This is a genomic window from Pseudomonas fluorescens (genome assembly GCF_001708445.1).
GTDB classification, from domain to species: domain Bacteria; phylum Pseudomonadota; class Gammaproteobacteria; order Pseudomonadales; family Pseudomonadaceae; genus Aquipseudomonas; species Aquipseudomonas gorinensis.
The window spans coordinates 5,829,643-5,842,228 of the sequence record NZ_CP015637.1 but is presented as its reverse complement, the minus strand read 5'-3'; the positions used below and the strand labels follow the sequence as shown (position 1 = coordinate 5,842,228).

Annotated in this window: 7 protein-coding genes; 4 read left to right on the top strand and 3 right to left on the bottom strand. The window is 62.3% G+C overall.

The annotated features are described in order from the left end of the window. Window positions 1-57 precede the first annotated feature (57 nt). Window positions 58-942, bottom strand: a complete 885-nt coding sequence (locus A7317_RS26050; protein WP_024077661.1) for a sugar nucleotide-binding protein — start codon at window positions 940-942, stop codon at window positions 58-60. A gap of 210 nt (window positions 943-1,152) precedes the next feature. Between A7317_RS26050 and A7317_RS26045 the strand changes: the two genes are divergently transcribed. Next, entirely contained in the window at window positions 1,153-5,400 is a 4,248-nt protein-coding gene (locus A7317_RS26045; protein ID WP_069077104.1) for a DEAD/DEAH box helicase, read from the top strand. 98 nt (window positions 5,401-5,498) lie between these two features. Here the strand turns inward: A7317_RS26045 and A7317_RS26040 are convergent, their stop codons facing one another. Further along, window positions 5,499-7,604, bottom strand: coding sequence for a mechanosensitive ion channel family protein (locus A7317_RS26040; RefSeq protein WP_069077103.1), 2,106 nt, complete (start codon window positions 7,602-7,604; stop codon window positions 5,499-5,501). A 425-nt stretch (window positions 7,605-8,029) separates the two neighbouring features. On the opposite strand from A7317_RS26040, the gene A7317_RS26035 reads away from it, so the two are divergent. From A7317_RS26035 to A7317_RS26025, 3 genes are read left to right on the top strand one after another with little or no spacing between them, the layout of a single operon-like run. Further along, window positions 8,030-8,806 (top strand): endonuclease/exonuclease/phosphatase family protein, encoded by a 777-nt coding sequence (locus A7317_RS26035; protein WP_024077664.1) that lies wholly within the window; start codon window positions 8,030-8,032, stop codon window positions 8,804-8,806. After that, window positions 8,803-10,083 (top strand): cardiolipin synthase ClsB, encoded by a 1,281-nt coding sequence (gene clsB / locus A7317_RS26030; protein WP_069077102.1) that lies wholly within the window; start codon window positions 8,803-8,805, stop codon window positions 10,081-10,083. Before A7317_RS26035 ends, clsB begins: the two co-directional genes overlap by 4 nt. Then, entirely contained in the window at window positions 10,073-11,029 is a 957-nt protein-coding gene (locus A7317_RS26025) for a lysylphosphatidylglycerol synthase domain-containing protein (protein WP_069077101.1), read from the top strand. The genes clsB and A7317_RS26025 overlap by 11 nt, the downstream gene beginning before the upstream one ends. A gap of 179 nt (window positions 11,030-11,208) precedes the next feature. Here A7317_RS26025 and A7317_RS30360 read toward each other — a convergent pair. Continuing rightward, a protein-coding gene (locus A7317_RS30360) for an IS3 family transposase (protein ID WP_420492573.1) occupies window positions 11,209-12,584 on the bottom strand; the annotation gives its coding sequence in 2 pieces (ribosomal slippage) (window positions 11,209-12,090 and window positions 12,093-12,584; 1,374 coding nt in all). Window positions 12,585-12,586 lie beyond the last annotated feature (2 nt).

The following is a 12,586-nucleotide window of genomic DNA, read 5'->3' as shown; positions in this document are numbered from 1 at the left end:
GACTGACACCGTGTTATCGGGGGCAAGCCCCCTCCCACATTTTTGCTTTGTGTGGTTTCAGCCGCGGCGGTAGAACCGGTCCAGCAACGCCGGTAACCCGGCCCGCCACGCCCGTGGCTTGATGCCAAAGGTATGCAGGATTTTCTTGCAGGCCAGCACCGCATGTTGCGGTTCGTCGCCCGCATCCGGCCGTGCCGCATGAGCCTGGGCGGTGGGCGATTCGATCGCCAGCGGATGAAAGTGACGCGCTTCGGTAAGAATCGCCTGGCCCAGCGCCAACGGGGTCGTCGCCTCGTGGCCGGCATAGTGATAGGTGCCCCATAGCGGCGCCGCGCAATCGAGTTGCTTGAGCACCGAAAGGATCACCCGCGCGGCATCGTCCACCGGGGTCGGATTGCCGCGCCGGTCGTCTGCCATCAGCAATTCCTCCGCTTTCTCCGCACGGGCCAGAAAACGCCCGAGGGTGCCGTCGACGCTGTCGTCCAGCAGCCAGCCGAACCGTAGCAGTACGTGTTGCGGGCAAGTGGCGCGCACACTTTGTTCGATCCGCCACAACGCCTGGCCACGCAGGCCCAGGGGCACCGGTTCGTCTTTTTCGCTGTAGGCGGTGGCGCGGGAGCCATCGAACACGCGGTAGCTGGACGGTTGCAGCAGGGTAATGGTGTGGTGCTGGCACAGTTCGGCCAGACGTTCGATCGCATACTCCTGGGACGCCAGGCGGGTTTCGCTGACCGCCTCTGCCTGGAACCAATCGAAATAGTAGGCGAGGTTGATCAACGCATCGGGACGGGTGTCGTCGAGCAATTGGGTGAGGCTTGCGGCATCCCAGCCGTCTTGGGGCGGTTTGGGTGCGAGGAAACCGATGTCTTCCTCTGCACCGAGGCGAATCAGCGCCTGCCCGAGGGCATTCCCGCCGCCCAGTAACATAAGGCGCATTCGCATAGATTGAGCAGGCCCGGTCTGTTTGGAACGATGGTTATTGTCAGCCGCCTTGTGAGCGATGCTGTGGGTAGTTGCCAGAATCGTTGCATTTTGCGGGTTTGTAGCGCAACCGTCACTTATAAAGTGCGGGGTTGCACGTTGTTGGACGGCGGTGAGCAGGCTTGCCCCGCGTTGGGCTGCGCGGCGGCCCCAATGAGGTAGGATTGTTTTATGAACCTTCCTGAATCAACGGACACGGTATTGAACGGTTTCCACCCCGCCGTCAGCGCCTGGTTCCGTAGTACTTTTCCCTCGGTGACCCAGGCCCAGGCCGAGGCGTGGCCGTTAATCCGCCAGCGCCGCTCGACGCTGATCGCCGCGCCCACCGGTTCCGGCAAGACGCTGACCGCCTTCCTGGCCGTACTGGATGACCTGGTGCACCAAGGCCTGGCCAACGGCGGGCAATTGCCGGATGAAACCCTGGTGGTGTACGTGTCGCCGCTCAAGGCGCTGTCCAACGATATCCAGATCAACCTGCAAAATCCGCTGGCCGGGATCACCGACCATCTGCAGCGCCTGGGCTTGCCACCGCTGGCGATCCGCACCGCCGTGCGCACCGGCGACACCCCGCAAAAAGACCGCGCACTGATGCGCAAGCGCCCGCCGCATATCCTGGTGACGACACCGGAATCGCTGTATGTGCTGCTGGGCTCGGACTCCGGCCGGCAGATGCTCGCCAGCACGCGCACGGTGATTGTCGATGAAATCCACGCCATCGCCGCCGGCAAGCGCGGTAGCCACCTGGCCTTGAGCCTGGAGCGCCTGCAAGGCTTGTGCGCCGAGCCGCTGACCCGCATTGGCCTGTCCGCCACGCAAAAGCCCATCGAGGCCGTGTCGCGCTTTCTGGTGGGCAGCGAGCGCCTGTGCGACATCGTCGATATCGGCCACGCCCGCCCCCGCGACCTGGATATCGAAGTGCCGCCGGTGCCACTGTCGGCGGTGATGGCCAACGATGTGTGGGAGCTGGTCTACGACCGCCTCGCCGCCCTGGCCCGTGAACACCGCACCACGCTGATTTTCGTCAACACCCGGCGCCTGGCCGAACGCCTGGCCCGGCACTTGAGCGAGCGCCTGGGCAAGAGCGCAGTGGCCGCCCACCACGGCAGCCTGGCCAAGGAGCTGCGCCTGGACGCCGAGCAACGCCTCAAGGCCGGCACCCTGCAAGTACTGATCGCCACCGCGTCCCTGGAGCTGGGGATTGATATCGGCGATGTCGACCTGGTGTGCCAGATCGGCTCGCCGGGTTCCATCAACGGGTTTCTGCAACGCGTTGGCCGCTCCGGGCACCAGGTTGGCGGCACGCCCAAGGGGCGCCTGTTCGCCACCACCCGCGACGACCTGATCGAATGCGCCGCGCTGCTCGACTGCGTGCGCCGGGGCGAACTCGACACCTTGCATATCCCGATTGCGCCGCTGGACGTACTGGCCCAGCAGATCATCGCCGAAGTCAGCGCCCAGGAATGGTCGGAACAGGCCCTGCTCGACCTGATCCACCGCGCCGCGCCCTACGCCGCGCTGGATGAGCACCATTACCAGGCGCTGTTGCAGATGCTCAGCGAGGGCTACAACGGTCGCCAGGGCATTCGCAGCGCCTACCTGCACCGCGACGCCTTGACGCGCACCTTGCGCGGCCGCCGGGGCGCCAGACTCACCGCAGTGACCAGCGGCGGCACCATCCCCGACAACGCCGACTACAGCGTGTTGCTCGAACCCCAGGGCCTGAATATCGGCAGCGTCAACGAAGACTTCGCGGTGGAAAGTATCGCTGGGGATATCTTCCAGCTCGGGAATACGTCCTACCGCATCCTGCGCGTCGAGGCCGGCAAGGTGCGGGTCGAAGACGCCCACGGCCAGCCGCCAAGCATTCCGTTCTGGCTGGGCGAGGCACCGGGGCGCAGCAACGAATTATCCGCCGCGGTGGCGCGCTTGCAGGGGCAATTGGACACGCTGCTCAGCGCTACCCCCGGCGACCTGCAAGGTGCACACGACTGGCTGACCGTCACCCTCGGCCTGAACCGCGCCAGCGCCGAACAAATCCTCGATTATCTGGCGCGCGCACGCCTGGCCCTGAGCGCATTGCCGTCCCAGGACACGTTGATCATGGAGCGCTTTTTCGACGAGTCCGGCGGTACCCAGTTGATCATCCACACACCGTTCGGCAGCCGCGTCAACCGTGCCTGGGGCCTGGCCTTGCGCAAGCGTTTTTGCCGCACCTTCAACTTCGAACTGCAGGCGGCGGCCAGCGAGAATGCGATTGTGCTGTCGCTGTCCACCAGCCACAGTTTCGAGCTGGACGACGTCTGGCGCTATTTGAACAGCCACAGCGCCGAACACCTGCTGATCCAGGCCGTGCTTGATGCGCCGCTGTTCGGTGTGCGCTGGCGCTGGAACGCCGGCGTGGCCTTGGCGTTGCCGCGTTATACCGGGGGGCGCAAGGTGGCCCCCCAGATCCAGCGCATGAAAAGCGAAGACCTGATCGCCTGCGTGTTTCCCGACCAGATCGCCTGCCTGGAAAACCTCGCAGGCGAACGCGAAGTGCCTGAGCATCCGCTGGTGGAACAGACCCTCGATGACTGCCTGCACGAAGCCATGGACAGCGACGCCTGGCTGGCCCTGTTGCGGCGCATGGAGCGCGGCGAAGTGCGGTTGATCAGCCGCGACTTGCCGGCGCCCTCGCCCATGGCCGCCGAAATTCTCAACGCGCGCCCTTACACCTTTCTCGACGATGCCCCGCTGGAAGAACGCCGCACCCAGGCCGTACTCAACCGGCGCTGGAGCGACCCGCAAAGCACCGACGACCTCGGTGCGCTGGACGCGCAGGCCATCGCCGGCGTGCGCGAAGAAGCCTGGCCGGCGCCCCAGGGCCTGGATGAAATGCATGAGGCGTTGATGAGCCTGGCGTGCATCGCCAGCCACGAAGTCACGCCACAGTGGGCGCAGTGGCTGCATGCCTTGGCCAAGGGTGGCCGCGCTTATTGTTTGTCGAACGGTCTTTGGGTGGCCGTGGAGCGCTTGAGTTGCGTGCAGACGATTTATCCCAACCACCTGCCGCTGCTACCAGGGTTCGATGAGCCCTGGACTCACGATGACGCGCTGGTGGAATTGCTGCGTGCGCGCCTGGCTGGCTTCGGCCCGCTGACGCTGATCGAAATTGCCGCGCCCCTCGGCCTGCCGGTGGCCGACATCGCCCAGGCCCTCGCACGCCTGGAGCAAGAAGGCTACGTGCTGCGCGGGCACTTCAGTCCCGGCATCGGCGAAGAACAATGGTGCGAACGGCACTTGCTCGCGCGGATTCATCGCTACACGGTCAAGCGCCTGCGCCGGGAAATAGAGCCGGTGGCGTTGCAGGATTTCATGCGCTTTCTGTTCGATTGGCAGCACCTGTCCGACAGCACCCGCGGCCAGGGCTGCGCAGTGTTGCCCCAGATTGTCGGGCAGTTCGAAGGCTACGCGGCGGCCGCCTCGGCCTGGGACAGTGACCTGCTCAGTGCGCGGATCAAGGATTACACTCCCACCTGGCTCGATGACCTCTGCCGCAGCGGCAGGCTGGTGTGGATACGCCTGAGCAATAAACCCGGCGCCATGGCGTTGCGCAGCACCCCGGTAGTGCTGTTGCCGCGCAGCCAGGTACCGCTATGGAGCGGGCTGACCGAACAGACGGACAGCACGACGTTGTCGCCCAAGGCACAAAAAGTCCACTTGGCCCTGCGCGAACACGGCGCGCTGTTTTTCGACGAACTGGTGCACGAAGCCCATCTGCTGCGCAGCGAACTGGAAGGCGCCCTACAGGAATTGGTCGGCGCCGGCCTGGTCAATGCCGACAGTTTTGCCGGGCTGCGCGCGCTGACCACGCCCGCCAGTAAACGCCAGGCGCGCAGCAGCCGACGTGGGCGCGGCGCATTGGTTGGCGGGATGGACGATGCCGGGCGTTGGGCGCTGATTCGGCGCCCGCCGGAAGCGGCCGCACCGCACTCCGCCGAGACGCTGGAACATGTGGCGATGACCCTGCTGCGGCGTTATGGCGTGGTGTTCTGGCGATTGCTGGAGCGCGAGGCGGATTGGTTGCCGAGCTGGCGCGAATTGCTGCGCACGTTCCATCGGCTCGAGGCGCGGGGTGAGATTCGCGGCGGACGGTTTGTCAGTGGCTTGGCCGGGGAACAGTTTGCCTTGCCGGAGGCGATCCCGTTACTGCGCGAAGTGCGGCGGCGGCCCCATGACGGTAGCTTGATCGCAGTGTGCGGCGCCGACCCGTTGAACCTGGTGGGCACGCTGTTGCCGGGCAGCAAGGTGCCGGCGGTGAGTGGGAATCGGCTTGTGTACCGGGACGGGTTGCCAGCGGCGGTGATGGTCGCCGGCAAGCAGCAGGTGTTGTTGGAGGTGGATCAGCAGGCGGTGCTGGAGAAGTTGATCAGGCATTGAGTCATAGTGACTTTGAAGGCCCCTCCCCCAGCTTGATCTGTGAACACAATCAAATGTGGGAGGGGGCTTGCCCCCGATGAGGCCAGAACAGTCCTCCCTCATTGAGACCTAGGCTGCTCCGTCAACACCACCGACGCCGGCACCTCTTCATCCGGCTCATCCACCTGGGATGTACGCTTCGGCAGCAAAACCTGCTGTGGATAAGTTTGCGCGAAGTGCACCTCATCACAGTTATCCACAAGCTTTTTCAAACGCTGGTTGAACGCACGGCTCACCGCATATTGCCCGCCCGACACGGTACGGAACTGCGCCGTGAGCACCACGCCGTTGAGGTCCATCTTGTCGACGCCGAACACCTCCAGCGGCCCTTGCAGGTTGTACTTGAGGAACACGTCATCCCGGATCGACTGCCCGGCTTCGCGGATCAGCTCCACGGCCTTATCCACATCGGTGTCGTAGGTGAACTGCACGGAGAAGAACGCATAGGCAAATTGCCGCGATTGGTTGGTGACCGCCTTGATCTGCCCGAACGGCACCGAGTGCACGAAACCCTTGCCGTCGCGCAGGCGCAGAGTACGGATGGTCAGGCCCTCGACAGTGCCCGCGTGACCGGAGTCGAGCACCACCCAATCGCCAATCGACAGGGTGTCTTCGATGATGATGAACAGGCCGGTGATCACATCCTGCACCAGTTGCTGCGAGCCAAAACCAATCGCCAGCCCCACCACCCCGGCCCCCGCCAGCAGCGGCGCGACGTTGATACCGAGGTTAGCCATGGTGGTGATCGCGCAGATCACCACCAATATGATTTTCACCGCATTGCGCAGCAGGGGCAGGATGGTTTTCACCCGCGTACTGGGCTGGCGGCTGGAGCGTTTGTTTAGCGGCGGTTTCAAGGCTTCCTGGATCGCCGTGTCGAGCACCACCCAGAACAGCCAGGTCATCAGCAGGATCAGGCCGATGCTGCTCAGGGAATCACTGATGGCGCGCCCCACCGAGTTGCGCTGGGCAAATTCGAACAGCGACACACCCCAGATACGCCCGAGGATTTCGATAAACGCGATGGCCATGATGATGCGCAAGATCGCGTGCAACAGGCTGAGGAAGCGCTCCTTGTAGGCGCTGCTGCGCTGGATCGCCACCTGGCTACGGGATTTGAACAGGTGTTGCAGCACGGTGCTGAGGAATACCGTGCCGATCAGCAGGATCGTGGTAAACAGCGCGCAACGCAGGGCTTTTTGATTGTCGTCGCCGGCACCGATCAGGTTGATCGCTGAGACCAACACCATCAACAGGATCGGCCAGTACCACAGCCCGGAAAACACCCGTAGCGACTGCTGCAACGCGGGATGCTTCAGACGCTGGGCCAGGGGCCGATTGCGGATCAGATGCGCGACCGGGCGCCGCAGGCGTATCACCAGCACAGCGAAAATCACTGCCGCCAACAAGCCGGTCAACACCGCAATACTGCTGGTGATATTGCCGCCCAACTGACGGGCGATTTGCGGGCTGGTCAGGGCGTCGCTGAGGGCGGCGAGAAAGCCAATCAGGAACAGCGGCTTGGGGCAGTAGTCGCGAATAATCTGCACCGCCGGGCGCTTGTGGCCGACGTTGAACATGACGATGACGCACAGCAGCATGGAGGTGGAGAAGATGCCGCTACTGGTGGCGTAGGCAAAACACAGCGCCAGCGCGCGGCCTATCGAGGTGGGTAGGAAGTGGCTGAAGTAGAGGGTCAGCGGCAGGCAGATCAGCGCGGGAATCGTATAGGGCAGCACATACCCGAGCACCGCACGCAGCCGCCCACGCTGCTCAAAGAACGTGCGCCGCCCAAGGCGCCGCAGGATAAAACGCCCAAGCAGCGTCAACAACGCGAAGGCGCCGATCCACACCCCGGACAGCAACAGGAAATCCCCGGCCACGCTCCACGGCGAACGCTGCGCCGTCTGGTTCACCAGGCGCCCGACTTCATCCGCGGCCCGGTCGGCACGCAACCGCCACGCATCTATCAGGTTCTGGTTGAGATCGAGCTTCTGCTGCACATCATCCATGCTGGAGCTGATGGCGCCGAGCAATCCGCCTTCGACCAGCAACTCCGGCTTGGCCGGCGCTTCGGCTTCAGGCGCAGTGGCCGCAGCTTGCAGTGCGCCACTGGTGCAAAACAACAGCGCGCCGAGCAGTAATGCAGTCTTGAGATTCAGCAAAACTCCGAGCTCCTTCAGAAGGGTCTGTAAGGAACTGACGGGTTTGAATCCTGATCGTTCCCCTGTGTCGACATCTTTGCCCTATAGGCAAAGATCAAATGCCGTTCTCCACCTTTTCCGCACAAGTCACACCCAGCCGCTGCACGCCGGAGTGAAACCACCGGAGTTGCAGCCATGCCCATGGCCTTGCTCGCACTGGCAACCCGCGCGTCTTTCCGGGATGGGTACCGCCTGTAGGCCCACGGAAACTTTCGCGCAAATATCGCAGTCATCCCAAAACGGAGGTCACTCGACCCTACATCCACGGGAGCAAACATGGCGGCGATTCATATCGGCATTTCCGGCGGGCACTACAGGCGGCAACGCGCGTGGTTGATTGCGTCACGCAACGCCTCCCGGAGACGACTGATACCTGAGGGATTGGCATGACTCACTCGGAACTGATCCCCCCGACACCCACCACCACCATCACCCGTTTTCGCGTGCTGACGGTCAATACCCACAAGGGCTTCACCGCCCTCAACCGGCGCTTCATCCTGCCGGAATTACGCGAGGCGGTACGCAGTGTGGCGGCCGATATCGTGTTCCTGCAGGAAATCCACGGCACCCACGAACGCCACCCCAAGCGCTATAGCAACTGGCCGGCGATGCCGCAGTACGAGTTCCTCGCCGACAGCATCTGGCCGCAGTACGCCTATGGGCGCAATGCGGTGTACCCCGATGGCGATCACGGTAATGCGCTGCTGTCGAAGTTCCAGATCGTGCGCTACGACAATCTCGACATCTCCCAGAGCGGCCATGAAAGTCGCGGGCTGCTGCATTGCGTGATGCGCTTGCCCGGGCAGGAGAAGGAACTGCATGCCATTTGCGTGCACCTGGGCTTGCAGGAAAAACATCGCCAGCAGCAACTGCGCCTGATCGCCGAGCGCGTGGCGCAGATTCCCGCCGATGCACCGCTGATCGTTGCCGGCGACTTCAACGACTGGCGCCTGCGCGCCGACCTGCGCCATTGCGGCCTGCGCGAAGTGTTTACCGAGGCCCATGGCAAACCACCGCGCACCTTCCCCGCGCGCCTGCCCCTGCTGCGCCTGGATCGAATCTATGTGCGCAATGTGAAGGCGCATGCGCCCCAGGTGTTGAACAGCCGCCCCTGGTCGCATTTGTCAGACCACGCGCCCCTGTCAGTGGAGATCGAGCTATGAACAGTGCCCCACTGGAAAAAGTCGCCGTCGCCCATATCGCTACCGACCAGCCACCGGACGAAGCCTCGGCGCGGGACCTGGATTACGGCTGGCAGAGCGGCAACCAGATCGAGTTGCTGGAAAACGGCGAGGCCTACTTCCCGAAGGTGTTCGACGCCATGCGCCAGGCCCAGCGGGAAATCCTGCTGGAAACCTTCATCCTGTTCGAAGACAAGGTTGGCCATGAGCTACGGGACATCCTGGTCGATGCGGCACGGCGCGGCGTCAAAGTCGTCGCCAGCCTTGACGGGTTTGGCTGCGGCGAGCTGAGCCCGGCCTTCCTCGCCGAGTTGGCCGAAGCCGGGGTGATAGTGCAGATGTTCGACCCGGCGTCCAAGACCCTCGGCATTCGCACCAATTGGTTCCGCCGCTTGCACCGCAAGATCGTGGTGGTGGATGCGCAAGTGGGGTTTATCGGCGGGATCAACTTCTCTGCCGACCACTTGGGCGACTATGGCCCCGAGGCCAAGCAGGATTACGCGGTGCAGGTGGTCGGCCCGGCGGTCGCCGACCTGCATCACTTTGCCCTGGCCCAAAGCGGCCGAAAAGTACGCAGCCGCCGCGGCTGGCGACGCCGCGACCGGCGCCCCTCACTGTGGACCTCGGCAGACGGCGATGGCCTGGTGCGCCTGATTTATCGCGATAACGTGCAGCACCGCGATGACATCGAAGAGGCTTATATCCACGCCCTGAGTAAAGCCCAGCGCCGCGCGGTGATCGCCAATGCCTACTTCTTCCCCGGCTACCGCTTGCTGCGCGAGATCCGCAACGCCGCGCGGCGGGGCGTGCACGTGCAATTGATCATGCAGGGCCAGCCCGATGTGCTGCTGGCCAAGCTGGCGGCGCGCATGCTCTACGACTACCTGCTCAAGGATGGCGTGGTGATCCACGAGTATTGCCAGCGCCCGCTGCACGGCAAGGTGGCGCTGGTGGATGACGACTGGAGCACCGTGGGTTCCAGCAACCTGGACCCGCTGAGCCTGTCGCTGAATCTGGAAGCCAATGTGCTGATTCGCGACCGGGCATTCAACCAGCAGCTGTACGAACGCCTCGAAGTGCTCAGCAAGCACCATTGCCAGACCATGCCGGAAAACCGCACGCCGCGCCTGTGGCTCTGGCGCTTGACCGTGGGTTTCCTGGTGTTCCATGTGATGCGCCATTTCCCGGCGTTGACGGGCTGGCTGCCGGCGCACAAACCGCGTTTGAAACCCTTTGAGAGTCGGGCCCATGACCGCTGAAGCCAACCGCTCGCGTTTTACACGCTGGAAGAAGCCGCTGACTGTCGCGTTCTTCCTCTTGCTGATCGTGTTGTTCACCCTGCTCGCCCGGCGCATCGACTGGAGCGAAGTGTTCCAGACCTTGGGCGACTTCAAGCTACGCACCTTGCTGATCGCAGGCACGCTGACGTTGTGCAGTTTTATCGTGTACGCCTGCTTCGACCTGATCGGCCGCACCTACATCCGCCAGCCCCTGCGCTGGAAGCAGATCCTGCCGGTGGGGATCATCAGCTATGCGTTCAACCTCAACCTGAGTGCGTGGGTCGGTGGTATCGCCATGCGTTACCGCCTGTATTCGCGCCTGGGGGTAAGCACCGGCAATATTGCCAAGATCCTCGGCTTGAGCCTGGCGACCAATTGGTTCGGCTATATGGCACTGGCCGGCGTCGTGTTCAGCAGCGGGTTGGTGACAATGCCACCGGGCTGGAAGCTCAGCAGCGGCGCCCTGCAAGGTGTCGGAGTATTGCTGGTGCTGGCGAGCCTGGGCTACTTGGCGGCCTGCCAGTTTTCGACAAAACGCGCGTGGGCGATTCGCGGTATCGAGATCAACCTGCCGTCGCTGCGCATGGCGTGTTTGCAACTGGCGCTCGGTGCGTTGAATTGGTCATTGATGGCGGCGGTGATTTTCACCCTGCTGCCGGCGAAGCTGGACTACCCGTTGGTGCTGGGGGTGTTGCTGATCAGTGCGATTGCCGGGGTGGTGACCCATATCCCTGCCGGGCTTGGGGTGCTGGAGGCGGTGTTTATTGCGCTGTTGCAGCATGAGGCGTCGCGGGGCAGCTTGCTCGCCGGGTTGATTGCGTATCGGGCGATCTACTTTATCTTGCCGTTGCTGATTGCGCTGGTGATGTACCTCGCGGTGGAAGCCAAGGCCAAGGCGTTGCGGGTGAAGAAGGCAGCGGCTTGACAGGCGGAGGATCAGGCACTCCTCAGCGGCTGGTTTTGGGGCTGCTACGCAGCCCAACGCGGGGCAAGTCCTAATGCCGTTCAGTTAAGCGTACATCGCCTTCTGTAGGAGCGAGGGGGACGCCTAGTTCTTGCTCGCGAAAAACGTGAAGTGCGCCCCAAAAGCTGGACAGCTGTTGGTTAGGCTACAGCGGACCGGGTCCTGTACGCTACAGGGCTCAGTCCGCCAAGCTTCACTTTGATTCGCTTATGGTTGTAGTAATGGATGTACTCATCCAGCCCCGCTTGCAACTGCTCCACGCTTTCAAAGCTTTCCCGATAGTAGAACTCTGACTTCAGCGTGCCGAAGAAACTCTCCATTGTGGCGTTGTCATGGCAGTTTCCTTTGCGTGACATGCTTTGCTCCAGCCCTGCTTTTTCTAGCCTCTCCCGGTACTTTGGATATCGATAGTGCCAGCCTTGATCTGAATGCAGCATTGGCTTGCCGCCCTCAGGTAAGCCTTCAATAGCTTTTTCCAGCATCTCGCCCACCAAGGCATATTGGGGACGTATTGCCGTCTGATAGGCCACGATTTCTCCGTTGTACAAGTCCAAAACTGGGGACAAGTACAGCTTTTTGCCGGCCACTTTGAACTCGGTGACATCCGTCACCCATTTCTGATTCGGTTGCTCAGCCTCGAACTGACGAGCCAAGGTGTTGGGCGACACTTCGCCCATCGGCCCTTTATACGACCTGTATTTCTTAGGCCGCACCGTGCATTTCAGACCCAGCTCCCCCATCAGTCGTCGTACCGTTTTACCGTTGATCAGCGATCTTTCTTTACGTAGTTCTAGCGTCATCCGACGGTAACCAAAGCGGCCCTTATGCTCGTTTTGGATGGTCTGGATAGAAGCTTTGATCGAGGAAAGTCGGTCCGCAACGCCCATCGCCTTGAGTTGGTAGTAGTACGTACTTCGCGCAAGGCTCACTAGCTTGAGCAAGTCACGCAAGGGAAAGTGTTGCTTAAGCTCACTGACTAATCGGGCTTTTTCTTCTGTTCTTTCTCCCGCCTCATCACCGCCTCGCCTAACTCCCCAAGCTTTTTTAGATAAGCGTTCTCCATCCGTAGGTATTGGAGCTCATCAAGTAACGTCTTGTGCTCAGGCTCAGGGCTGGTGAGTGGGGCAGCGGTTTTGCGTGGTTTAGCAGGTGGTTTAGGCATAGCGGTGCTCAGTCCTCTTTTCCCTGACTCCAGGGCTTCAATACCGCCACTGTAATACTGCTGTTGCCATCTGCCCACCTGAGTGGAATCCCCCAAGTTGAAAAGCGCCGCTGCGCGGCGCAAGGAAAGGGAGTCATCCCACATGCACCGTAGAACAGAGAACTTGAACAAGGCACTGTAACGCTGGCCGGTACTGCTCAAGCTGGCCTCACCGTGTAATCGATAAGCCTCGACCCAACGACGAAGCAAGGTGGGGTCCATTTGAAATTGAGCGGCGACCCGGCGAAACCCTCGGCCTCGCTCAAGGAAAGCGGTGATGGCAGATAGCTTGAACTGCGTGGTGTACTTGCTCATGA

Excerpts from the sequence above, each read along its gene's own strand:
- A7317_RS26035 (WP_024077664.1), top strand. The coding sequence starts at position 8,030 with ATGACTCACTCGGAACTGATCCCCCCGACACCCACCACCACCATCACC.
- A7317_RS26045 (WP_069077104.1), top strand. The coding sequence starts at position 1,153 with ATGAACCTTCCTGAATCAACGGACACGGTATTGAACGGTTTCCACCCC.
- A7317_RS26050 (WP_024077661.1), bottom strand. The coding sequence starts at position 942 with ATGCGAATGCGCCTTATGTTACTGGGCGGCGGGAATGCCCTCGGGCAG.
- A7317_RS26025 (WP_069077101.1), top strand. The coding sequence starts at position 10,073 with ATGACCGCTGAAGCCAACCGCTCGCGTTTTACACGCTGGAAGAAGCCG.
- clsB (WP_069077102.1), top strand. The coding sequence starts at position 8,803 with ATGAACAGTGCCCCACTGGAAAAAGTCGCCGTCGCCCATATCGCTACC.